21 protein-coding genes are annotated in these 23,123 nt (G+C 43.5%); 14 read left to right on the forward strand and 7 right to left on the reverse strand.

Annotated features, from left to right (window positions below):
* The first annotated feature begins 3 nt into the window (after nucleotides 1-3).
* Together ABFV72_RS00240 and ABFV72_RS00245 are read left to right on the forward strand one after the other, a co-directional pair.
* Nucleotides 4-1,197, forward strand: a complete 1,194-nt coding sequence (locus ABFV72_RS00240; protein ID WP_347161713.1) for a patatin-like phospholipase family protein — start codon at nucleotides 4-6, stop codon at nucleotides 1,195-1,197.
* Entirely contained in the window at nucleotides 1,194-2,021 is an 828-nt protein-coding gene (locus tag ABFV72_RS00245) for an SDR family NAD(P)-dependent oxidoreductase (protein ID WP_347161715.1), read from the forward strand. Before ABFV72_RS00240 ends, ABFV72_RS00245 begins: the two co-directional genes overlap by 4 nt.
* 26 nt (nucleotides 2,022-2,047) lie before the next feature.
* Here ABFV72_RS00245 and ABFV72_RS00250 read toward each other — a convergent pair whose 3' ends face one another.
* The 3 genes from ABFV72_RS00250 to nadA form a co-directional block, all read right to left on the reverse strand.
* Nucleotides 2,048-2,941 (reverse strand): phosphatidate cytidylyltransferase, encoded by an 894-nt coding sequence (locus ABFV72_RS00250; protein WP_347161716.1) that lies wholly within the window; start codon nucleotides 2,939-2,941, stop codon nucleotides 2,048-2,050.
* Between the two features lie 121 nt (nucleotides 2,942-3,062).
* Complete coding sequence (gene nadB / locus ABFV72_RS00255; protein WP_347161718.1) at nucleotides 3,063-4,973, reverse strand: L-aspartate oxidase; 1,911 nt, start codon at nucleotides 4,971-4,973, stop codon at nucleotides 3,063-3,065.
* 70 nt (nucleotides 4,974-5,043) lie between these two features.
* On the reverse strand, nucleotides 5,044-6,183 hold the full coding sequence (gene nadA / locus ABFV72_RS00260) for a quinolinate synthase NadA (RefSeq protein ID WP_347161720.1): 1,140 nt from the start codon (nucleotides 6,181-6,183) through the stop codon (nucleotides 5,044-5,046).
* Nucleotides 6,184-6,543: 360 nt separating this feature from the next.
* Between nadA and ABFV72_RS00265 the strand changes: the two genes are divergently transcribed.
* The 3 genes from ABFV72_RS00265 (at nucleotide 6,544) to ABFV72_RS00275 (ending at nucleotide 9,540) form a co-directional block, all read left to right on the forward strand.
* A complete protein-coding gene (locus ABFV72_RS00265) occupies nucleotides 6,544-7,575 on the forward strand; it encodes an NUDIX hydrolase (protein ID WP_347161722.1) in 1,032 nt (343 codons plus the stop codon).
* A 160-nt stretch (nucleotides 7,576-7,735) separates the two neighbouring features.
* Nucleotides 7,736-8,596 (forward strand): carboxylating nicotinate-nucleotide diphosphorylase, encoded by an 861-nt coding sequence (gene nadC, locus ABFV72_RS00270; protein ID WP_347161724.1) that lies wholly within the window; start codon nucleotides 7,736-7,738, stop codon nucleotides 8,594-8,596.
* A gap of 302 nt (nucleotides 8,597-8,898) precedes the next feature.
* A complete protein-coding gene (locus ABFV72_RS00275; RefSeq protein ID WP_082624565.1) occupies nucleotides 8,899-9,540 on the forward strand; it encodes a MarC family protein in 642 nt (213 codons plus the stop codon).
* 148 nt (nucleotides 9,541-9,688) lie between these two features.
* Here the strand turns inward: ABFV72_RS00275 and ABFV72_RS00280 are convergent, their stop codons facing one another.
* On the reverse strand, nucleotides 9,689-10,291 hold the full coding sequence (locus tag ABFV72_RS00280) for a LysE/ArgO family amino acid transporter (protein ID WP_347161726.1): 603 nt from the start codon (nucleotides 10,289-10,291) through the stop codon (nucleotides 9,689-9,691).
* Nucleotides 10,292-10,457: 166 nt separating this feature from the next.
* Between ABFV72_RS00280 and ABFV72_RS00285 the strand changes: the two genes are divergently transcribed.
* The 3 genes from ABFV72_RS00285 to ABFV72_RS00295 all read left to right on the forward strand — a co-directional run bounded on the left by ABFV72_RS00285 (nucleotide 10,458) and on the right by ABFV72_RS00295 (nucleotide 12,626).
* Entirely contained in the window at nucleotides 10,458-11,186 is a 729-nt protein-coding gene (locus tag ABFV72_RS00285) for a hypothetical protein (RefSeq protein ID WP_347162390.1), read from the forward strand.
* A 173-nt stretch (nucleotides 11,187-11,359) separates the two neighbouring features.
* Nucleotides 11,360-12,034 (forward strand): hypothetical protein, encoded by a 675-nt coding sequence (locus ABFV72_RS00290; protein WP_347161728.1) that lies wholly within the window; start codon nucleotides 11,360-11,362, stop codon nucleotides 12,032-12,034.
* A gap of 40 nt (nucleotides 12,035-12,074) precedes the next feature.
* Nucleotides 12,075-12,626: a hypothetical protein gene (locus ABFV72_RS00295; protein ID WP_347161730.1), complete on the forward strand. Its 552-nt coding sequence runs from the start codon at nucleotides 12,075-12,077 to the stop codon at nucleotides 12,624-12,626.
* 155 nt (nucleotides 12,627-12,781) lie between these two features.
* On the opposite strand, the gene rluB is transcribed toward ABFV72_RS00295, so the two are convergent.
* Entirely contained in the window at nucleotides 12,782-13,708 is a 927-nt protein-coding gene (gene rluB, locus ABFV72_RS00300) for a 23S rRNA pseudouridine(2605) synthase RluB (protein WP_057758992.1), read from the reverse strand.
* Between the two features lie 322 nt (nucleotides 13,709-14,030).
* On the opposite strand from rluB, the gene folD reads away from it, so the two are divergent.
* Together folD and ABFV72_RS00310 are read left to right on the forward strand one after the other, a co-directional pair.
* Entirely contained in the window at nucleotides 14,031-14,909 is an 879-nt protein-coding gene (folD, locus tag ABFV72_RS00305; RefSeq protein WP_347161732.1) for a bifunctional methylenetetrahydrofolate dehydrogenase/methenyltetrahydrofolate cyclohydrolase FolD, read from the forward strand.
* A gap of 99 nt (nucleotides 14,910-15,008) precedes the next feature.
* Entirely contained in the window at nucleotides 15,009-15,527 is a 519-nt protein-coding gene (locus ABFV72_RS00310) for a phosphate-starvation-inducible protein PsiE (RefSeq protein ID WP_057759021.1), read from the forward strand.
* 80 nt (nucleotides 15,528-15,607) lie between these two features.
* On the opposite strand, the gene corA is transcribed toward ABFV72_RS00310, so the two are convergent.
* Nucleotides 15,608-16,762 (reverse strand): magnesium/cobalt transporter CorA, encoded by a 1,155-nt coding sequence (gene corA / locus ABFV72_RS00315; protein ID WP_371546973.1) that lies wholly within the window; start codon nucleotides 16,760-16,762, stop codon nucleotides 15,608-15,610.
* A 162-nt stretch (nucleotides 16,763-16,924) separates the two neighbouring features.
* The gene (locus tag ABFV72_RS00320; RefSeq protein WP_057759025.1) at nucleotides 16,925-17,314 is read right to left on the reverse strand and encodes a DUF2237 family protein; all 390 of its coding nucleotides are present in this window, start codon (nucleotides 17,312-17,314) and stop codon (nucleotides 16,925-16,927) included.
* A gap of 488 nt (nucleotides 17,315-17,802) precedes the next feature.
* Here ABFV72_RS00320 and ABFV72_RS00325 point away from each other — a divergent pair, with 488 nt between their 5' ends.
* The 4 genes from ABFV72_RS00325 (at nucleotide 17,803) to rlmN (ending at nucleotide 23,105) form a co-directional block, all read left to right on the forward strand.
* A complete protein-coding gene (locus ABFV72_RS00325) occupies nucleotides 17,803-19,101 on the forward strand; it encodes an ATP phosphoribosyltransferase regulatory subunit (protein WP_347161736.1) in 1,299 nt (432 codons plus the stop codon).
* A gap of 208 nt (nucleotides 19,102-19,309) precedes the next feature.
* Nucleotides 19,310-20,599, forward strand: coding sequence for an adenylosuccinate synthase (locus tag ABFV72_RS00330; protein WP_057759029.1), 1,290 nt, complete (start codon nucleotides 19,310-19,312; stop codon nucleotides 20,597-20,599).
* A gap of 331 nt (nucleotides 20,600-20,930) precedes the next feature.
* Nucleotides 20,931-21,362: a nucleoside-diphosphate kinase gene (gene ndk, locus ABFV72_RS00335; RefSeq protein ID WP_057759031.1), complete on the forward strand. Its 432-nt coding sequence runs from the start codon at nucleotides 20,931-20,933 to the stop codon at nucleotides 21,360-21,362.
* Nucleotides 21,363-21,875: 513 nt separating this feature from the next.
* Nucleotides 21,876-23,105, forward strand: coding sequence for a 23S rRNA (adenine(2503)-C(2))-methyltransferase RlmN (rlmN, locus tag ABFV72_RS00340; RefSeq protein ID WP_347161739.1), 1,230 nt, complete (start codon nucleotides 21,876-21,878; stop codon nucleotides 23,103-23,105).
* Nucleotides 23,106-23,123 lie beyond the last annotated feature (18 nt).

Here is a 23,123-nt window from a genome sequence, read left to right on the forward strand (position 1 = left end):
TAGATGAGCAATGAGCAGGTTAAACCTTATGAGCGTGTTCAGATTTTCTCAGGGGGAGGGTCACGTTTTGGTTATTATTTGGGCAGTTATGCAGCACTAGCAGCGCATGATTTGACGCCAGACATTATCGTTGGTACTTGCGGTGGTAGTTTGTCTGCTTACTTAGTACAACTTGCGCCTGACCCTAAAGATTTGCAAGCGTTGATGTGCAGCCGTGAGTTGTATCGTGTCATCACTGCCATCAGACATGTCGCGCCAGATGAAGCCAATAAACGTCTAAAGCTGCGTTATATGACCCATGCACTCAAACGTTGGCGATTATCAAAGCAAAGGGATAACGGACAAGGACAATGGCAAGCAGACAGCTACGAGCGACTGTTAAATGAGCTACAGCAGTTGGCAATGTTTCGTATTGATAACGAGCAGTACTGGCTAGATGAGCTGTCGCAGTTTGCTGCTAGTGATAATGGTAGCGCTGTCGATAAAGCAACGCCAGAGATAGCTATCATTGCTAGCCGCCTGTATCAATCACCTACTGATGGCTTATGTAATAAAAAACCTGTACTGCAGGAGTTGTTATTTGCGCCGCCGCGCTTAGCAAATTTGTCAAACCTTGTATCAGGTCTGGCTGACGAGCAAATAACGTCACCAGCGCATATATTTGCAAACGGACGCATACACCCGTCTGTAAAGGTACAGACGCAATGGGATTTTTCCCCAGTGATTCGTGCGTCTATGGCTGATATGTACTATCTACCGCCAACACATATCACAGAGCTTGGCTGGTGTTTGGGAGGGGTGATCAATCTGACACCTATCGAACTAGCCTGTCAGTTGGGTGACAGCGTATTTGCAGAGACCAAGGCAGGTTATGATGCATGGCTTGCCGCCCCAGCGATTCAGCGCGTCTTTGGTTTCGATCCCAATGAGCGCTTGGCAGCAGTACACGGTTATCAACCAATCAGCGTGTCGCCTCGCACTGACACCGCTAATAAAAACCGTCAGCTACATTGGTTACCATTTGCCGATAATGAACAGCAGTTAGCAGGTCAAAATGTGCAAAAGCGGTTTAACCTAAAGCAAATGACTGTTGAGCTAATACACAGCGACTATGACGGCTTTGTGCAGCAAATGCAGACGCAATGGCAATATGGCTATCAGCGTACGGTCGACTATATACAGCAGCATAAATTATGAAAAACCTTACAAAAGATACCACTGGAAACCATACACCGCATATTATTATCGTTGGTGGTACGAGCGGCATTGGCTTAGCTTTGGCGTTGCATCATCAGACGCTTGGCTGGCAAGTAAGCGTTGTCGGAAGTAGCGCAGCAAAGATAGCCGATATCAACAGCCATTATCCTGCTATTGTGACTTATGTATGCGACTTAACTGAACCAAATCAAATGCGAACGTTATTAGACAATTTGTCAGGTATTCCATTTCAAAGACTGATCTATAGTGCTGGTAGCTATACCAATGAGCGTATCCATCACTTAAATCAAACAGATAGCGACCAAATGCTAGCGATCAATTTACAGGCGTTTGAGCAAGCTTTTAGATGGGCAAGCAGTCAGTTAAAGCAGCAGTTAAAAAAGCAATATCAGTCATTGGACGTTAGCAAAGGCGATAGACCAAGCCTTGTCTGTATTGCCTCTATCGCAGGCACGATAGATTATCCTTATGCCAGCCTTTATGCAAAAAGCAAGCGCGCAATGATTGCGATTGCCAGCGCTTATCGGGCAGCACTTGTACCTTATGATATCCAAGTGAACTGTATTGCCTCGGGCTATATTGATACTCAAGCATTACGTGATTTAAACGATGGTGATGCTAGCCATAAGCCATTTATTATGAGCACGCAAGCGGCGGTTAATCATATTATGCAAGCGATTGACGATGATGTAGAACTGGCTATATTTCCACGCTCGATGCGCTATATCACGAGTGCTTTAAATCATTTACCAAAGCCTGTGCTCAATTGGATATTGCACAGTAAACTGGATAAAGCCAAATGACTCTGCTATCTGTGCTTTGATTGTATTTAGCCAAATAACCAGTAGAGTAGAGTAAATGCTGGCACTCCAATCAGTAAACTGTCTATCCGATCTAACACCCCACCATGACCAGCGAGCATCGTTCCAGTGTCTTTTACCCCGTGCTGGCGCTTAAAGGCTGATTCTAATAAGTCTCCAAATATACCGCTTACAGCCAAGCCATAGGCAGCTAATAGACAGATCCACCAATCAAAAGGGGTGAGCCAAAGACCTAATACTGCTGCCAACATTGCCGCAACTAAACTGCCAAAGATAGCACCTTCAATGCTTTTATTCGGGCTAATAGTCGGCGCTAGACCTCGTTTAAACAGCTTGCGTCCAAGCAGTCGCCCACATAGATATTGGGCAATATCATTAAACTGACTGGCGAATAACACGAAGAGTAAAACGCCATATTGTTGTCGTTGCCAGGTCAATTGCTGTAAGACAATAAGGCTAATGATGAGTGAGAGGAAAGTAACACTCAGTAGCAGGTCTAAGTAATTAAGCCGCGTATAATGTTGTGTCGAGTTGAGAGAGTTCTTCGGTAGCAGGGGAGTACTTGGCTGTAAACTTTGCGCTTGGAGTTTATGAATGAGTACGGCTTTACTGCGTAAACACCATAGGCGTTTAATCTCGTAGCTGCCGCGTAGACCAATTAATATAAAAAATAAAATGAGCAGCCATTGATAGGGATATGCTTGCAAATGAGAACCTTGCGTATCGTTTGTTATTTTTGCAATCACATAGCAAGTGCAGAGCGCGGCGAGCATCAACCACCACGAGCGGGCTATCAGGTAGATTTTTGGCAAGCGTTTGCGCAGACGAGGTACGGCAAGTACACTCCAAGCCAAGCTGACGATTATCATCAGGGCAATCACAAACATAATATCAGAAGCCATACTATGGACACTCAAAGAAGAGGTAATATTTTAAGCCTATCCATAATGATAGCTTAAATGCTTCTTTAACTATAGTGTTAGATATCGTCCTTGATGGGTTTGGCTATTATCTGTCGTACGCTTAAATATGGTCAGTAATAGGTATCGGATAACGCTCGTTTTCTATAATGTGAGAAAAGGAGTTAAACGTAGTTTTTCTTAATGGCAAAATGATACTGGTTAAAGGTATTTCAGCTAAGTCAGGATAATCTTCACGGTAATGCCCACCGCGACTCTCAAAACGTTGATAAGCCGATTGAACAATCATCGTTGCTAACGCTAATTGCCTCACCAATTGAAAAATGGCAAGCTTACTGTAAGTAGTAGGGGCTTTACTGCTCATATCAGATAGCATGGTTTTATTATGTTCGATTGACTCTTGCCACTGCTCAATTTGTCGCAATGCTTGCTCTAATTGTTTGGCACTACGTGTGATGCCCATATTGGCTGTCAAAAGAGCTTTCAACGCTATAGTTATCTCTGCAATATCTACGTCAGAATGAAGCGCTTTATCGACCTTATAAGTTGGATACGATGACTGCTTAGAAGAGGGCAAGATGACAAATTGAGTGTTTTCTAATGTCGGATATTGCCAAATACCGGCAGCTAACTGATGCAGTTCATAGTAGGCAGTCGTATGTGGCTGTGGCATTTTTTCTAAAGCTTCAGCCGTTTTCTCTAAAGCTTCTAAGTTCTTTAAGCGATCCAATTTTGTTAAGTAACGTGGCAAATTAGCGGCAATGTTGCGACCAACCACCACACACTCCAACAATGAATTGCTTGCTAAACGATTGGCTCCATGCAGCCCTGTATAAGCAACTTCACCTGCTGCATACAGCCCTGCAATATCGGTCAATCCATTGGCATCAGTCACCACGCCGCCACAACTGTAGTGGGCAGTCGGAGCGACTGGAATAGGGTCTGTGGTCATATCGATGCCGAGTGCTAGCAGCGTCCGATAAATCTGCGGAAAATGTGCCTGTATAAATGCGGCTGGCAAGTGACTGACATCAAGGTGCACGTAGCCAAGTCCGTTACTACTAATCTGATTGGCTATTGCCCGAGCGACGATATCGCGTGGCGCCAATTCAGCGCGCTCATCAATATCTAACATAAAGCGCGTACCAGTCTTTGGGCAATACAGTCGTCCACCTTCACCGCGTAACGCTTCAGATATCAAAAAACTGCTGTCATCTAATGCCAGACCCGTTGGGTGAAATTGAATAAATTCCAAATTTGCCAAGTGGCAGCCTGCTTGCCATGCCATCATGACGCCATCACCAACACAGACATTAGGCGCGCTGGCACGCTTGAATAGTTGACCTAAGCCACCACTAGCGAGTACAACAGCCGCACTATGAATGGTGAGTTGGCGCTCATTGATATGATCAAAGACCAGCGCCCCTCGGCAATGTTTAATCTCGCTAGCGTCCATGCTAAAAGAAGAGCTGCTAATCATAGGTGGAGTCAGTAGCTCTAATGCTTCATGATAAGGCAAGATAGTGATATTGGTTGCAGTCTGTGCTTTGGTAATTAATGCATCCATCACGTGCCGACCCGTTGCATCATCCGCATGAGCCACACGTCTACAGCCATGACCGCCTTCTTTGGTCAAGTGTAAGTCACTGGTTTTTAAGACTGCAAAATCAGGTGCATTATCATTTTCTTTAGTTAAATTAGATTGAGTAAATGGCACACCTTGCTCGCATAGCCACTGCACCGCTTGCTGTCCTGCACCCAAGATATGGGCAGTATTGTCCGTCGCACACAATCCTGCACCAGCAATTAAGGTATCAGCGACATGATCAGTCACAGAGTCTGCTTTGTCTAAGCTAGCTGCGATACCACCTTGAGCGTAGTGACTTGAGCACACCTCAAGTGCCGCTTTGCTTAAAACAGTGATATTCAGCGATTTTGGCAGAGATAGCGCGGTGCTCAAACCTGCCAGACCAGCCCCAATGATAAGAACATCAGTTTTTATCATATTACTCATATCACTGCTGCTCCTATTATTTTTATAGCGAGTGGTGCTGGAACGATCAACTGAATGCGACGGACTCATGCTAGGCTGCCCCAACGTTAGCGAACAGCGCACGGTCTTTTACAACGTCGCCACTAGCGGTTACACGTTGCTTTTGTGCTTCAGCAAAATCAAGCATCCGTTGTAAAGGTTTCTTAGCTGCTACTGCTAGCTCAGGTGTCATTAGTACTTCACCGCTTTGATTGGTTAAGCACTGCTCAATACCTTTTAGACCGTTCATGGCCATCCAAGGACAAAACGCACAGCTCTTACAGCTTGCACTCTCACCAGCAGTTGGTGCGGCCAAGAATCGCTTGTTTGGCGAGCGTTTTTGCATCTCGTGCAATATGCCCAAGTCAGTAGCGACGATAAAGGTATCAGCATCCATCTCATACGTTGATTGCAAAAGCTTGCTAGTCGAGCCGACCACATCAGCGAGTGCCACCACACTATCAGGTGATTCAGGATGTACCAAGACTTTAGCCTCTGGGTGTTCCTCTTTCAGTTGCAGGAGTTCAGTGGCTTTAAATTCGTTGTGTACCAAACAAGACCCTTGCCAAAGCAGCATATCTGCGCCAGTCTCACGAGCAATGTATTTGCCCAAATGACGGTCAGGTCCCCAAATAATCGGCTCGCCTTGGGCGTGTAAGTGACGAACGATGTCTATACCGACAGATGAGGTGACCACCCAATCAGCTCTCGCTTTTACTGCGGCGCTGGTATTGGCATAGACGACCACAGTACGTTCAGGATGAGCATCACAAAATGCTGAAAAATCGTCAGCAGGGCAGCCCAAATCAAGCGAGCATTCGGCTTCCAAATCTGGCATTAGGACGGTCTTTTCCATGCTTAATATTTTTGCTGATTCACCCATGAAGCGCACACCAGCGACGACCAATGTTTGGGCGCTATGAGCTTGTCCAAACCGAGCCATTTCAAGTGAGTCACCGACACAGCCACCGGTTGCCAATGCCAAGTCTTGGATAAAAGGGTCGACATAGTAGTGTGCTACTAGTACGGCATTATTCTCTTTCAGTAGCTTCTTGATATTTTCTTCGACCACGATGCGTTCAGCGCGAGGCAAGTCTGCTGGCATTTTAGCCTTGGCATATTCAATATTCATCTGAGTGGCGATGCGATTGTCCGTACTCATGATAGGTGCGTCGTAAGGATATTTTTTCATAATGGCAGCCTTTTTTGGTGCGATAACGATAAATGTATGAGCTAAAAAATAGGTAATTGGACATAATAAATTTATAAGTTGTCTTAATTATGCTCATTTTGAGCATAATTACAAGTGGTTTTTTATACCTAAGAAGTCAAAAGATTAGGTTTTAGTGCCCAAAGTGATGTGCAGTTAAGTCGTACTAAGCTTAAGAATGGTGCGAATTTATGCCTCTTATGACTATTTATCGCCATTGATTTTTCATACTTACAACCACAGACTATGATAGTTTTAGATTCGAGCTATACTAAGCCATACAACGGCTATTAGTCCCAATAGCCTTTTACATTTAAGAGAAAAAGGATAATTCCCAAAGCCATGACGTTGTCTTATTCACATGCGCACCAGCAAGGTAGCGGCACGACAGAAGTGGTCGCCGTATTGGTCGCTATCACAGATCATATTGCGCGCGTTCTAACCGTTGACCAAGGCAAGCTGTTGCCAAATGGGCCACTTATGCCGCTACATCGCTCTCTACAAGCAGGCGTACGTCAGTGGGTAGAAGAGCAAACGCAGCAACCGCTTGGATATTTGGAGCAGTTATATACCTTTGTCGATACCAATAGACGCAACATCGACGGTCATGCGTTGGTGTATGTGAGTTATTTAGGTTTGGTGCAAGAGACGCAAACGCAGGCACTCCAAAGTAAAGCGCTCTGGCGAGATTGGTATGATTATTTCCCGTGGGAGAATCATCTGGACGGTATGCCTAGCATTATTATGGACTTTATCGTGCCTGCGCTACTTGAATGGGCCAATACTGCCAACGACTCAATCGTTCAACAGCGCAGGCGTCAGCGCATTGGCTTATGTTGGGGGCTGGACGAAGCGTTTTTAGCAAGTGGCACACTCACTGACAATCAATCCGTCAACGAACACGATAATGAAAGTAGAGAATGGATTGCAGAGCATGTATTACTACGTTATGAGATGCTTTATGAAGCAGGACTGATACCTGAAGCCCCTAATTATCCGCCCAATTATCAGGCTGTTGCTTTACCAGAAGACTGGTCACAACGCATAGGCGTCCCCATGTATTATGATCATCGTCGCGTGATTGCTACTGCTATCTCAAGACTGCGCGCGAAGATTGAGTATAGACCGCTTATTTTTGGGCTGATGCCAGACGTCTTTACCTTATCGCAGTTGCAGCAGAGTGTTGAAGCGTTATCAGGCGTGCGTTTGCACAAGCAAAACTTCCGTCGATTGCTTGATTCACAAAATCTAGTGATGGAGACAGGAGAGAGTAGCACTGCTCAGCGCGGTCGTCCTGCCAAGCTATATCGCTTTCGTCATGATATTGAATTACAGAGTTTACTGATGGATAGCAAACTTCCTAAGCGCAAATAGTCATTTCAAGCCAGTCCGTTTTATCTCTAAATCGGTTTGTAATACGAAAAATTTGTCACCTTTCCTTGCAGGGCCGCTAACTTTACGCTATATTTATGCTCATTTTGAGTTTAAATAACGAGAAGTTTCTATCAATATCATGCCTATATAAGGGTCAAAGATGACAATTGAACAAGAGCCAGCATTAGATGACGTATTGCTCAAGCCATTGGTTGAGAATGCACTAACTGAAGATTTGGGTAGGCGTGGTGATGTAACCTCACAAGCGACTATCCCAGCCGATATGCAAGCGCAGCTACAGATCAAGGCGCGCCAAGCAGGCGTAATATGTGGTATTGATTTGGCACGTTTGTCTTTTGCCTTAGTCGATGCACAAATTGGGTTTATTGCACAAGTACAGGATGGCGAAACAGTAGAGGCTGGCGCAGTGTTAGCGACCGTAAAAGGTAATGCGCGTCACTTATTGACAGCAGAACGCACGGCACTGAACTTTATGACCCATCTTAGCGGTATTGCGACAGCGACCCGTCAAATTGTCGATAGTGTGGCTCAATATCCTGCGCAAATTACTTGTACACGTAAGACCATTCCAGGCTTACGTATCGTACAAAAATACGCCGTACGCTGCGGCGGCGGACGCAATCATCGCTTAGGGTTGGATGATGCGATTTTAATTAAAGACAATCATATCGCCATTGCTGGTGATATAAAAACAGCCATTCAGCAAGCACAGAAATTTGCTGGGCATCTGATTCCTATTGAGGTCGAAGTCGATACGCTAGAGCAATTAGAGCAAGCGCTCGATGCAGGTGTGAGTTTAGTACTATTAGACAACATGTCGCCTGAAACATTGTCGCAAGCGGTTACTATGTGTCAGGGTCGCGCAAAGACTGAAGCTTCAGGTGGTATTACGCCTGAAACGGTACAAGCGGCAGCAAGTACAGGGGTTGATTTTATCGCGATGGGTTATTTGACGCACAGTACTACTGCTTTGGATATCGGGCTAGATTTTAGTGCATAAGTGCAGACGTAACAAAGGCTAATAGCACTACATGCGCTAGATTTTATGACAAGGGCTATCAACGAGTTAATAGAATGGCAATTTATACTGACAGCTTGTACTGATAATCGGTTAAATGCTTGTTTTTACACTGAAGCTTGACTAAGGTGACATGTAGGCGTAACGGCGCAAAGTTAATGATTTTATTAGCTTATCTGCCTATGCTACAATGCTATTTTTAGTTGCCTATTGGGTCATCGTTGCACTCGCACGATGACCTTATCTTTTTGCACAAGCGGTATCAATAGACAAGCGAGCGCTCAGTGAATACTGAAATTATCAAGATAATCCTAGCCTTTATGGTATTGATCAATCCATTTAGCGCATTGACGTTATTTTTAGATTTGACTCGCGGCTATTCGATGAACAATCGACGTAAGGTCGCGCGCGTTGCTTGTCTGACTATTTTTATCACTATCAGCTTTTTTACGATTGCAGGTGAGACACTACTAAAAACCCTTGGTATTTCTATCGGCTCGTTCCAATTGGCAGGCGGTATATTGGTGTTTTTAATTGCCCTAAATATGATGAATGGAGAGGGTAACCCGGTTAAACCTGATCAAGAGAACTTCGATGTTGATCATGTGAAAGATGCACCAGTCTCAATGGCAGCTGCCGTGGTTCCCCTCGCGATTCCAATGATGATTGGGCCTGGTGGTATCTCCACGGTTATCATTTATTCTTCACAAGTATCAGGTATTTTGCAGGTATCTGCCATCTTGATTGCTGGCTTATTTATCAGTCTGTTTTGCTATTTGGCATTGATGGCGGCAGGTCGTATTAGTCGCCTACTAGGCGATACTGGCTTGAACATCATGAGCCGAATCATGGGTATGCTATTGGCAGCCGTTTCTATCGAGATTATCGTTAATGGACTGCGTACGCTCTTTCCTAGCTTGATGTAGATGATCAATACAATATTATCGCTAACCACATATATTTATATACCGGTTAGCGGTTATCAACGTGTTTCGGTTTATCTAATACGTTGTTTACTTAATATTCAGTTTATTAAACACTCAGCTTATCTATCATTTCCTAGTTATATTTCTATCAGCTTTGATACAAATGCCAAGCCAGATACAGCATTAGCAACCCTACCGAAGCGTCCAGTATGTTCCATGCTTTAGGCTTCTCAAATAGAGGCCTGAGTAATCGCGCACCATACCCAAGCGCAAAGAAGAAAAAGAACGAAGCGCTAATTGCGCCTGCGGCAAACGTCAATTTACTGCTTGCACCCGTAGAGACCATGCCGACGAGTACCAATGTGTCTAGATAGACGTGCGGGTTTAACCAAGTAAAGCCAAAACATAGTAACAAGGCTTTTTTCAAACTCGTGACGACTTGTCCTTCAACAGTCAAAGCATGTGACACGCGTACACTGGCATACAAACTCTGCAAGCCGTAACCTAATAAAAATATAACGCCTGCTATTTTTGCGATATCTATAACGTGAGGATAGCGAGCCGTAACTGCACCAAAACCCCCAACACCTGCTGAGATTAAAAACGCATCGCTCACCGCACAAAACAAACAAACAAAAAATATGTGTTCGCGTTTGAGACCTTGTTTGAGTACAAAAGCGTTTTGGGAGCCAATAGCAATGATGAGAGATAGACCAAGTAGGAAACCAGAAATATAATCAGGAGCATTCATAATACGGCGCTTAACGGTTGAAGTGTAGGAATGGTGACATTTTGCTTACTGGCAGGTCAGCAAAAACCTGCTAAGATACGCTATTGAATGAATGTATGCAATATGCGCACAATGTGAGTGTAATAGACGAGGGGCAGAGCAAGTCATGGTAGTCAGTTTGACAAGAATGCTACAGTCATTTGGGCAAGCTCAAGATGACCTACCGACATTGGCAGCAAAGAATGCTCAGGAGATGAGCGTTAATCATGAACAGGATGCTGCTGCCGATAATGATAGCAATCACGCAGTACATGAGCGTTCTACACTAACTCCGCCTGAACGTGTAAACCGCATATGTGATGCGTTGGCACAAGTGAGTGATAGCCAATCATCCACGCCTTTGACCGATCGCTATCTGAGCAATCGTGCTCAAATGCGCCCAACCAATAGACCGCCTTTTGACCCAGATACTTTGTGGTATCTCAAACATGGACGTTGTCCGATTATGACTGAGCTTGTTGATGTGGTTGATGAGGCCACCCTAAATGCCATGCCTATTGAAGCCGTTGCGATATTAGATCGTATCAACGGTAAGCTAAAGCGTTATCGTGAGTGGAGTAGTGAGCTGAACGAACAGCAACAGCAGCAACATAACGAGCGTCAGTTCGTCATCGATAAATTAGTATCCGAAAGTATCCCTGAAGCATTACATCATTATGAGCAGCTACAACGCTTTAGTCCGCATCGTACCAAAAACAATATGGTGCAGGGTAAGATGACAGCCGGTGATATGCTGACAGATTTGTTTTTAGAGATTGATTATGAGCTTGACGAATTATTGGATGAATTGCATCAAACGGTTCTGAACCGCCTTGCCTCAACCCACCGCTATGTTAAGAGCCGTACGCAAAGTTAAATTTTCTTTGATTATGTTTTTTTGAACACTAGCAAAGGTTAAGTATTATCAAAAAACACAATCGACCCAGTGCATAACAATATAGGGCTTTAATAGAGCCTTATTTTTTTGTTTAATGATATTAACTATAAGAAATTAGTCACGACATTCTGATAAGTAATAAGGACAATATAATGACCCAAATGACTGCGATGTTCGTAATGTTTGTTTTGTATGGGCTGTTACCAGCGGCTGGGTTATATCTAGGTTATCGTGGCATTAAAAAAGTCACAGCGCCCAAAATGCTCGAATATAAGGCGATGCCGCAACTGGGTTATATACCTGAAAAAAGCCTACCCGTTGAAGTTAAAACCGCTTTGGAGCAAATTAATACAAAGGGTGAAAAGCTGCGTGTCATGTATGGCGATACCAATAATGATGGCAAGATTGATGATAAAGATACCGTCAACGAAACTTATATTATGATTCAAAACTTAATGGATAGGCATGTGCCACAAGCCGTCGCTGACTATCGCCGCTTACATGATTTAGATGTGACGGAGGACTCGCTTGCTGACACTACCAAAATCAAACATTCTAATGTCACGGGCAAAGAAGCCTTGTTAGATGTGCTTAAGACAATTAACACACAGTTCGATGACCTGCTCAACGCGTCATATCATCAAGACGGTCAAAAACTACTTGCAACCAATCGCTATCTCCAAAAACGTTTTGATAACCCTACTAGCAACACAGAGTTTCAAAAGCCCGATAGCAATGCCAGTGGTGATGTTATTAGTGATGTAAATACCCAAGCGATTGAAAGCCCAACTGGTGAAAATGTGAGTGTTAAAGACATTAAGCTGTAAATACAAAGTTGAATGGTGAAAGGGTAAAGAGCAAGCGTATATGAGTATCTTAATAGGCATCGGTATTGTAACGACCGTCACTACCTTTTATCTAGGTAGAAAAGGCTGGCAGGCTTTTCATAAAGCTGTCGGTATCTCACCTGGCGTGCTCACGTATCAGGATTATGATGCGCCCTTGTCATTAGCCACATTAAGCTTGCAGCAGCTAACGTTAAATAAACAGCACTTAAAAAACTTGTCAGAGCAGCAATTACGCCAGTTAAAACGCATCGATGAAAAAGTAAGCAGCTATCACGCTTATCAAGCAGCCATACATGCTCAACATAAGACACCAGCGATAACAGAAGCGCAGTTTGTATTAAATAAAATGCTGCAAACACGGTTACCCGAGATGCTAGCTACTCACTACCAATTAACAAATATAAATGCCAATAATGGGAATAACGATAAGAGGTTAGAGGCTAGTGAGTTATTGCAGAGTGTTCTAGATAACATCGAACAGCGTTTAGATAAACTACTGGCGCAAATAGACGAGGCGCAGCTACAAGAGCTGCGTGTCATGAAGCATTATATCAATAGCCACGATAGCTGAGCCGCTATCTTTATATTAAGCAACTATGATGCCTGTAAACTTTGAAGCCTGTAAAAAGACACAAAAAAAGCGGTCAATGACTATTTATCATTGACCGCTTTTTTATGTTTATTCTAAATCTATCAAAAACTTAGAATAATGTTAAACCAAATCAACTAGCGTTTATCATTGCGATCACGGGTGTTACGTGTGCCGCGGCTGGCAGGGCTAGCACTACTTTTAGGTTTCGCGCTGCTGTTGCGGTTATCGTTACGAGTGTCAGTGCGACGCGCTTTAAGCGGTTTGTTTCTGATACGTTCTTGCTTTTCTTTAGCTGCGCCATGTAGACCCGTGCCATAACGTGGACGCAAGCTGACCAAATCCGTCAACGTATTAATTTCTTTTTTATCAAGCTCTAAGAAACGGCCAGTACGTAGCTCTTTTGGTAGAACAATCGTGCCATAGCGTGTACGTAGTAGACGACTAACTTTTAGACCTTGTGACTCAAATAAACGACGTACTTCGCGGTTACGGCCTTCTTTTAGCTGGACATGATACCACTTGTTGACGCCTTCGCCGCCGCCTTCTTTGATGTCTTCAAATTTGGCAAGGCCATCTTCTAGCATGACACCAGCGGTCAATGCACGAGCGATATCAGGCGTTACTTCACCCAATACACGTACGGCATATTCACGCGTTACTTCACCAGATGGATGCATCAAGCGATGCGCCATTTCGCCATCGTTAGTAAATAACAATAGGCCAGTTGAGTTAATGTCCAAACGTCCAACCATTACCCAGCGGTCATGCGTCAGCTTTGGCAAACGTTCAAAGACAGTTGGGCGACCTTCTGGATCTTTAGCAGAGCAAACTTCGCCTTCAGGCTTGTAGTAAGCGATAACACGGCGACGTTTCTCGTTTTCAGAAGTGTATTTTATTTGACGGCCATCAACGCGAATCTCATCACCTTGCGAGACGCGATCACCGATGGTCGCAGGACCGTTATTAACCGTTACGCGGCCAGATTTGATGACTTCTTCCATTTGGCGGCGTGAACCAAGTCCCATACGGGCGAGTGCTTTCTGTAATTTTTCGTCTTTCATCATAATATCCTTGAGTCGGTGGGTTTACATTTCTCAATGTAAAAAATTGGATTGACTATTCTACGCTATTTTAACAAATTTAGCACGTAAACCAATACCTTACTGGTTATAAATGTTTCTATCCATGAATAAGCAATACTGTTTAATTAACTTATTATAAAAAATTATCAGTGTGCAGGCTTTATCTTACGCTAGGATTTTGTAGCGTACACAGGTACAATATTACTCTTAGTCAAAGATTGACGAAGCAAAGGACAGGCATGCAAAGTATTTGCGCGCGCTGTCTTTATTTTTTTATATCGTACCCTCTATTGGAGTTACTATGTCTACTGCCCAAGAATCCGCCACCGTTTTGGACGGCAAAGCACTTGCCAAACAAATAGAACAGGATCTGCGCACGCGCGTAGATACGATTAAGGAAAAGACTGGCCGCACCCCAAGCTTAGCGACGATATTGGTTGGTGACGATCCAGCCTCTGCTACTTATGTTCGTATGAAAGGAAACGCGTGTAAGCGTGTTGGCATGGACTCTATACGCGTTGAGATGCCAAGTGTCACGACCACTGAGCAGCTCATGGCAAAGATAGATGAGTTAAATAGTAATCCAGATGTACATGGTATTTTGCTACAGCATCCGGTTCCTGAGCATATCGATGAGCGTGCTTGTTTTGAGCAGATTGACTTAGCAAAAGATGTCGATGGTGTGACTTGTCTTGGTTTTGGTCGTATGGCGATGCAGCAGTCAGCTTATGGTTCATGCACACCGCAAGGCATTATGCATTTGTTAGAGCATCATAATATCGAGCTATCAGGTAAAGAAGCAGTGGTCGTAGGGCGTAGTGCTATCTTAGGTAAGCCAATGGCGATGATGTTATTGAATGCTAACTGTACAGTGACTATCTGCCATTCAAGAACTCAAGATTTGGCAGCGCATATTAAGCGTGCAGATATCGTAGTTGGTGCAGTAGGCGTACCTGAGCTTATTAAAGCGGAGTGGATCAAAAAAGGTGCGGTAGTCGTTGATGCTGGTTTCCATCCAACAGATGATGGCGGTGTTGGTGATATCGAAATGAAAGGCATGGAAAACATTGCCAGCGCTTATACGCCAGTACCAGGCGGCGTTGGACCGATGACTATCAACACGCTTATTCGCCAAACGGTCGATGCTGCTGAAAAATCAGCGGGTTTGAATAAAGGCTAAAAAAATAGTCATACGAATACTGATTGCCGATATATAAGGGGCCTGAGGCAACATAAACTCAGGCTAAATCAACCACATTTCAGTTGATAGGACCTAAACATGGCTAAAAAAAACGTAGGTGTTCATGAGCGACTACAAAGTATTGGTAGAGAGTTTGTCGATGTCTGTCATTACGTTATTTTATTTCTAATCAGTGTGGTTGTCGTTTGGACAGCTGGGAAAGAGTTTATTTATATTGTCCAAAAGGGTTCAGCGGATCTAAAAGACATATTGATGTTATTTATTTACCTTGAGCTACTGGCTATGATAGGTATCTACTTTAAAACCCACCGACTGCCAGTACAGTTTTTGATATTTATTGCCATAACAGCATTGTCACGACATTTGGTGGTTGATGTGCAGGCTGTTTCAGACTATTTCCATTTATGGCTGCTAGCGACAATTTCCGTGGCCATCATGCTACTGAGCGGTTCTATTGTAATCCTGACTTGGACGGCCAAAACATTTGGTCGCCCAGAGGATAATCTTGATAAGCAGCATGCAAACCTAACGGTTAAAGCGCTATTGCCTGATAATGCTCAAGCACCCGATAGCCATACCAAGCATCGCCGTGAATAATTAGATAGCAATACAAAAAGATAGCAACATAAAAAAAGAGCGACCAGTGGTTGCTCTTTTTTTATGCCTAGCGTTTGGTATTACAACCATTTCAATCTTTTGAAGTTATAGTACAGATAGCTACATAAGGCGATAATTATGGCCATAATAACAAGGTAAGAGTATTTCCAATGCAGCTCAGGCATAAAATCAAAGTTCATGCCATAGATACCAGCGATAGCTGTCGGTACTGCCAGAATACCTGCCCATGCAGCGAGCTTACGCACCACTTCATTCTGACCCATATTGACCATCGCCATATAGGTGTTCATCACCACGCTCAGCATTTCATTGAGACCATTAATAGCATCTAGTGAGTGTAAGAGGTGATCGTTAACATCGCGAAAGTAAGGCTTAGCGGCTTGAGAAAATCCAGAGACAATCTCACTTTTTTTATGATTGATAAAAAAGCTACAGATATCTTGCACAGGTAAGATAATGGCGCGCATATGTACCAATTGCGATTTGAGCTCATAGAGGTTTTTTAGCGTGCCTTTATCAAACTCAGAAGTAAATACGTAGCGTTCTTGCTCGCGCAAGTAACGGCCCAATCGATCGGTAATCGGCATATAGTTATCAACGATAAAGTCGAGGATAGCGTGCAGTACAAAGATAGGGCCCATACGCAACTTTTCAGGACGTCGATGGCAGTGCTCACGGACTGGCGCATAAGAGTTTGACGGGCCATTGCGAATCGTAATAAGGTAGTTTTTACCCATAAATATCGCAGTAGTACCATAACGAATGACATTATCTTCGAGCTTGGCCGTACGTAGCACCACAAAGACCATGTCATTATCATAGTTTTCGACTTTGGCACGTTGATGATCAGCAAAGGCATCTTCAATCGCAAGCTCATGCAGGTCAAAGGCTTCTTTTACTTTGACCATGGTTTCTAAACTTGGATCATATAGCCCAAGCCAAATAAATTGACCGTTGTTCCCTAGCGTACGACTCACATCATTGAGCGCCACTCTATTAAGATTCTCACCTGTTTTACGTGAGTAAGCGTAGCAATTGACCACTTCGCCTGCGCTTGATGAATCAATATCTTCATAGCGTTCAGAGTCAGGATCGTAGACCGTCATGGTCTCAATAGTATCTTCAGTGGTGGCGTCCACATCACCATAGATATAGCTATCATCATCGTCCAAATAGAGATGCTTGTCATTCATATTGGCGTAGATATGATTCATATTGGAATCAGGCGCAATATGAGCCGTTTTTTTGATCAATTGATTATTATCATTTTCCATATACTTTCCTGTCATATAATAAAAAACTTCAATAATCCAAATATACTGTGAACGCTGCTACGGTTTTATCGTGTACCAATACTATCTATAGGGCATAGATTTCTATAGGGCATAGCTTTTTAGCGTATCGATATCTACTAATGCTAGCAGGCTTTCGTGACACGCTTCTAACTTGATTTGTGGTGCGATATCGAAGTCCAATGCTTCAACCCAACGTAGCGCGCAGATGCACCAGTAGTCGCCAGGTTTGAGACCAGGAAAGTTGTATTCAGGTAGTGGGGTAATCAAGTCGTTACCGCGACTGGCAGAGAAGTTCAAAAACTCGCTAGTCATCTTGGCGCAGACGGTATGTTGACCGACATCATGGTTGCCAGTATGACAAAAACCATTGCGATAATAGCCAGTGATTGGATCGAAACAACAGCTGGCAAGGGCGGTGCCTAAGACATTGGTTTGGTTGATGGCAGGGTTTGGGTGGTAATCAGATGACATAAGGCTTCCGAGATAAAAATATGTGTTAGTGTATCATGAGTCTGTGCCGAAGACGCTGCCGTAATCGCGCTCATTATCTTATGGTTAACAAAAAATAAACCTCTCGGCTATTCGCCCAATATTGAGTCAAACACATCAATGATGACTGTTACATCTGCTAAGCTTATAAGCGGCAATTGAACTGTAATTAGATAGTGATTGTGGCTAATTGTCACTAGGCGAACCTTGAGTGCTATGCTAAACTAAAGCATAAAGTGCCTTGATTATTTGTCGCAATTTTTTAGCGCATAAAGATACTCGTCTTATCATTCTAAATTATACTTATTATTCACCCTTTTGCGGTTACCTGGTTTGTTTATAAATAATTGGGTCAATGATGTTGCGCGTTAAAAATAAATACACACAGCGTCAATACCCGGCAAATCACCTTTTAAGTACCGCATCAGTACCGCGTTTTTGGTAAGCGATACGCCAAACAAGGATTTATTGTGTCTGTTAGTTCTGATTCTGCAAAACCTGCCCAGCCAAATTCTACCAATGAAACAGTGTCTCAGCCTGCCGAAAACAGTGCTGCACCCAATCGTATGCCATATTTGAGTAACTTTGGCAGTGATGTTGCCAATAGTTGGCTATTGCCTGATGGGGTGGTTGATGTACTGTTTGAAGATGCGCATAAGCAAGAAGTGCTTAGACATCAGTTAATCGAGCAGCTTATTACTCATGGTTATCAGCTGGTTTGTCCGCCGATGATCGAGTTTACTGAGTCTTTGCTAAGTGATGCGTCAGAAGATTTGAAACGCCAAACCTTTAAGATTATCGATCAGTTGACGGGTCGCCTAATGGGCGTCCGCGCTGATATTACCCCGCAGATTTTGCGTATAGATGCGCATCATGGTGGTACGGGTATTGCGCGTTATTGCTACGTTGGTGATGTGATTCATACCTTGCCATCAGGACTGTTTGGCTCTCGTACGCCGCTACAGTTGGGTGCTGAGATATTTGGTTGTGCGTCACTAGCGGCAGATATTGAGCTGATAGACGTGCTATTTACGATGGTAAACAAACTCAATATGAGTGCAGCGCTTCATATCGATTTGGGTCACGTAGCGATATTCAAACGTTTGGCTGAATTGGCTGAATTGTCAGACAGTGATACTGAGCAATTGATGTACTTATATGCCAATAAAAACCTACCAGAGCTTAAGCGTGTTTGCCGCGCTTTGCCAATGGGTGATGATTTTTATGTGTTGGCACGCTTTGGTCACGATATCGCAAACCTATTAGCCAAATTATCAGATGCGGCGCAGCAAGACAGCCAAATCGCAACGGCGATCGATGAGCTACAGCGTTTGAAAAACTATCTACAAGACCAATGGCAGTGCCCAGTCAGTATTGATGTGACTGAACTATCAGGTTATCACTATCACACTGGCATCGTCTTCAATGGTTATATCAATAGTGAAACGCAGCCACTAGTACGTGGTGGTCGTTTTGATGGTATGCAAAGTCAGACGCAAGTGTTACGTGCGGCCACAGGCTTTAGTATGGATGTTAGCCGATTGCTGGCTCATACACAGTTAGATGCGCCAACCGTTGTCTTGGTTGATTTTGCCGCTTTGTCTAATGCAAATACAGATGAGATGCAGACGCTACTGCAACAAGTAGAGAGTCTACGTCAGCAAGGCTATCGCGTCACTATGCCGTTAGATGCACAGGACAGTCCAGATGATGTTACGCATCGTTTGAGCATATCTGATGACAGTCAATGGCAGCTACAGACTGTTTAACTGTCTGATAGTAGGCTATTGAATGGCGCACGCGGCGCACGCCGCCAAAATTATTCAGTACACATTATGAGAACGCAAAATTATTCGTTAGATATCTCAGTGTTTCTATTTCATAAATCACTGAGATAAAAAGATATAGCTAAGAAAATCATTTTAATTTTTCAGCTTTTATTGCACACACCTCAATACATAAAGGTAAGGATTGATCATGGGTAAGAATGTTGTAGTTTTGGGTAGCCAATGGGGCGACGAAGGTAAGGGTAAAATCGTTGATTTACTTACCGAAAAAGCCTCAGCAGTAGCCCGTTTCCAAGGCGGTCATAATGCTGGTCACACGTTGGTTGTCGATGGCAAAACCACTGTCTTGCATTTGATTCCATCAGGTATCTTGCGTGAAGGCGTCACTTGCTTTATCGGTAATGGCGTGGTGTTAGCACCTGATGCACTACTAAAGGAAATGAAAGAGCTAGAAGACAACAACGTACCAGTACGTGAGCGTTTACGCATCTCTCCTAATTGCCCACTTATCATGCCTTATCACGTGGCACTTGATCAAGCTCGTGAAGCCAAGCGTGGGTCTGGTAAAATCGGTACAACAGGTCGCGGCATTGGTCCTGCATACGAAGACAAAGTAGCACGCCGTGCGATTAAACTTGCTGATTTGTTCCGTGAAGATCTAGAAGAAAAACTACGTAACCTAATCGAATATCACAACTTCCAACTGACTGAATACTATAAAGTTGAAGCGATTGATTTTGATGAGACACTTAAGCTTTGTAAAGAGTGGAAAGAAGAGATTAAAGGTATGGTTACGGATGTAACTGAAGACCTAAATCAATTACGTCTGGCTGGCAAAAACCTAATGTTTGAAGGTGCTCAGGGCACGCTACTTGATATCGACCATGGTACTTATCCGTTTGTAACCAGCTCAAGTGTAACCGCTGGCGGTGTATCAACGGGTACAGGTATCGGTCCATTGTATTTAGACTATGTACTTGGTATCACCAAAGCGTACACTACGCGCGTTGGTAGTGGTCCGTTCCCAACTGAATTGTTCGATGATGTTGGTGCTCACTTAGCCAAAGTCGGTCATGAATTTGGTGCAACGACTGGCCGTGCCCGTCGCTGTGGTTGGTTCGATGCAGAAGCATTACGCCGCGCAGTAGTACTTAACTCTATGTCAGGTATTTGCTTGACCAAGCTTGACGTACTAGATGGTCTTGAAGAATTGCTAATCGGTGTGGGTTATAACCTACCTGAGACTGAGTGTGCAGGCGCGCATGATGCTGAATTCTATGAGTCAGTTACACCTAAGTATGAAACGATGCAAGGCTGGAGCGAGTCTACCGTTGGTATCACTAACTATGATGAGCTTCCAGAAAACGCTAAAAAATACATCAAACGTATCGAAGCGCTGATTGGTTGCCCAGTTGATATTATCTCGACTGGTCCTGATCGCGAAGAAACGATCGTACTGCGTGATCCGTACGACGCTTAGTTTTTACTATAAACTTAATTAAATAGTTTTTAGTATTAATAAAAAACCCCAATGCTGAGCGTTGGGGTTTTTGCTTTTGTTAGAACTTATAGCATTATCAACGACTAATGCACAATAAATTTACTTTTATGCAAGGTATGGTCATAAATTAACCCTATCATTTATGGCCTTAATCATTATAATAGGCAGCAATCCGATGTTGGCGCTTATGGTTATACACTGATATACCATGAGTTGTGTAAAACAGTCCAAGTCAACATTGTGGCTAAAGCTAAAACAACGCATTAATTTTTCATATTTTATTGAATTTATCATTTATTAGGAGCTTCTCATGGCTAATGAACGTACTTTATCTATCATCAAACCTGACGCAGTTGCTGGCAACCACATCGGCGCTATCTATAGCCGTTTCGAACAAGCTGGTCTAAAAATCGTTGCAGCTAAAATGCTACAACTTGATGATGAAAAAGCAGGCGGTTTTTATGCTGAGCACGCTGAGCGTCCATTCTACAACGATCTAAAATCTTTCATGATGTCAGGTCCAGTATTGGTATCAGTACTAGAAGGCGAAAACGCTATCGCTCAGCATCGTGAAATCATGGGTGCAACTAACCCAAAAGAAGCTGCTGAAGGCACTATCCGTGCTGATTTCGCTAGCAGCATCGACGAAAACGCAGTACATGGTTCAGATTCAGCTGAATCAGCAGCACGTGAAATCAGCTACTTCTTCAGCGATGATGAAGTTTGTGCACGTACACGCTAATATAGTAAATAAACTATAAGCTTTTACGGCGTTCGATTTGTTTGAGGTAACTGCTATAATAAGACAGCTACGATTTAGACTGATCTTACCTGTATGAGTTTTATACTTGATTGACTATAGACGAATTATTTACAACATTGATTGTTTATAGTTGGTTTGCGAGACGGCTTATATCTTATGGGTATAGGCCGTTTTAGCTATTATAATAATCCTATAATCAAGGAATTACTAAACTGCTAGGGCATTACCCTCCTTAGATGTACTACTTGTACAATCTGCAGTTGGCTGCCTTGTATCCGCTTTAGGGTTCTGTAATTATATTATTCATTGAAATTCTTAATGACTTGCCTCATTATTAATTTTACTTAGCGTTATCAATCCCTTATCAGCATGTTTTTGTCAATTCGAAAAACTGCGCTCATAGCGGATTGCTCATGCACCCATGTATGTATGGCAAAGCCCATATAAATAATTGCACCGCTTATCTAAGCTCATGCAAAAAGGTTACCTATTATGTCAACTGTTCAAACACCTACTCAGCACGTACCTGCTAAGATTACTGATAGCATTAAGCTGGTAGATGAGGCACATGCCAAAACCAATCTATTGGGTATGACGCAAGCGCAACTGGCTGATTACTTTAAGAGTATTGGCGAAAAACCATTCCGCTCAACTCAGGTGATTAAGTGGATTTATCAGCATGGCGTAACAGATTTTGAGCAAATGACCAATTTGAGTAAGTCATTACGGGACAAGTTATCGCTTAATGCTTGTGTGGTACCGCCCAAAGTGATTCATCGTCAATATAGTGATGATGGTACGCGTAAGTGGGTGTTTGAAGTCACTGGTGGCTCATTGGTTGAGACGGTGCTTATCCCTGCAGATGATAGCAAGTTAAATGGCCGTAAGACATTATGCGTGTCTTCGCAAGTAGGCTGTGCACTAGACTGTAGCTTCTGTAGTACAGGTAAGCAAGGGTTTGAGCGTGACTTAAGTGCAGCTGAAATTATCGGTCAGTTATGGGTCGCTAATGCGTCATATATGACAGATGAAAATGAAAGTTTAGAAAACGTTGATCATAGCCTATGGGAAAATAATGTCACCAACGTGGTGATGATGGGCATGGGTGAGCCGCTATTGAACTACAAGCCTGTGGTAGGCTCAATGGAGTTGATGCTAAGCGATCATGCTTATGGACTGTCAAAGCGTCGCGTCACGTTATCGACTTCTGGTGTCGTCCCGAAAATGTATCAGTTAGCGCAAGACATTGATGTGGCATTGGCTATTTCACTGCATGCACCAAATGATGAGCTGCGTAATGAGTTAGTACCAATTAACAAGAAATATCCGTTAGAAGAGCTGATTGCAGCGGCAAAAAACTATGTCTATGATGTCAATCCACGTCACAAGAAACACGTTACAATCGAGTATGTGATGCTTGATGGGGTCAATGATAGCAATGAGCATGCCCATCAGTTGGTTGCGCTATTAGAAGGGTTACCAAGTAAGATTAACCTTATTCCGTTCAACCCATTCCCACATGCACCCTATGACAAATCAAGCAACAATCGTATTCATGCGTTTGGCAATATACTGAGCGAAGCGGGTTTTGTTTGTACGATTCGTCAAACACGTGGTGATGACATCGATGCCGCCTGTGGTCAGTTGGTTGGACAAGTTGCCGATCGTACTAGACGCTCAGCCGCATGGCAGCAGAGCATCAAAGATCGTGAAAGCGTGTAATACGTTCTTTAGAGGATA

This window comes from Psychrobacter proteolyticus, assembly GCF_039762275.1.
Classification (GTDB): Bacteria; Pseudomonadota; Gammaproteobacteria; order Pseudomonadales; family Moraxellaceae; genus Psychrobacter; species Psychrobacter proteolyticus_C.

Bases quoted from the DNA above. Each gene is read 5' to 3' on its own strand.
- ABFV72_RS00240 (WP_347161713.1), top strand. From the start codon at position 4: ATGAGCAATGAGCAGGTTAAACCTTATGAGCGTGTTCAGATTTTCTCA.
- ABFV72_RS00265 (WP_347161722.1), top strand. From the start codon at position 6,544: ATGACGTTGTCTTATTCACATGCGCACCAGCAAGGTAGCGGCACGACA.
- ABFV72_RS00295 (WP_347161730.1), top strand. From the start codon at position 12,075: ATGAGTATCTTAATAGGCATCGGTATTGTAACGACCGTCACTACCTTT.
- ABFV72_RS00280 (WP_347161726.1), bottom strand. From the start codon at position 10,291: ATGAATGCTCCTGATTATATTTCTGGTTTCCTACTTGGTCTATCTCTC.
- folD (WP_347161732.1), top strand. From the start codon at position 14,031: ATGTCTACTGCCCAAGAATCCGCCACCGTTTTGGACGGCAAAGCACTT.
- nadB (WP_347161718.1), bottom strand. From the start codon at position 4,973: ATGAGTAATATGATAAAAACTGATGTTCTTATCATTGGGGCTGGTCTG.
- rlmN (WP_347161739.1), top strand. From the start codon at position 21,876: ATGTCAACTGTTCAAACACCTACTCAGCACGTACCTGCTAAGATTACT.
- ABFV72_RS00290 (WP_347161728.1), top strand. From the start codon at position 11,360: ATGACCCAAATGACTGCGATGTTCGTAATGTTTGTTTTGTATGGGCTG.
- ABFV72_RS00310 (WP_057759021.1), top strand. From the start codon at position 15,009: ATGGCTAAAAAAAACGTAGGTGTTCATGAGCGACTACAAAGTATTGGT.
- ABFV72_RS00285 (WP_347162390.1), top strand. From the start codon at position 10,458: ATGCTACAGTCATTTGGGCAAGCTCAAGATGACCTACCGACATTGGCA.
- nadA (WP_347161720.1), bottom strand. From the start codon at position 6,183: ATGAAAAAATATCCTTACGACGCACCTATCATGAGTACGGACAATCGC.
- ABFV72_RS00245 (WP_347161715.1), top strand. From the start codon at position 1,194: ATGAAAAACCTTACAAAAGATACCACTGGAAACCATACACCGCATATT.
- nadC (WP_347161724.1), top strand. From the start codon at position 7,736: ATGACAATTGAACAAGAGCCAGCATTAGATGACGTATTGCTCAAGCCA.
- ABFV72_RS00320 (WP_057759025.1), bottom strand. From the start codon at position 17,314: ATGTCATCTGATTACCACCCAAACCCTGCCATCAACCAAACCAATGTC.
- ABFV72_RS00250 (WP_347161716.1), bottom strand. From the start codon at position 2,941: ATGGCTTCTGATATTATGTTTGTGATTGCCCTGATGATAATCGTCAGC.
- ndk (WP_057759031.1), top strand. From the start codon at position 20,931: ATGGCTAATGAACGTACTTTATCTATCATCAAACCTGACGCAGTTGCT.
- corA (WP_371546973.1), bottom strand. From the start codon at position 16,762: ATGAATCATATCTACGCCAATATGAATGACAAGCATCTCTATTTGGAC.
- rluB (WP_057758992.1), bottom strand. From the start codon at position 13,708: ATGAAAGACGAAAAATTACAGAAAGCACTCGCCCGTATGGGACTTGGT.
- ABFV72_RS00330 (WP_057759029.1), top strand. From the start codon at position 19,310: ATGGGTAAGAATGTTGTAGTTTTGGGTAGCCAATGGGGCGACGAAGGT.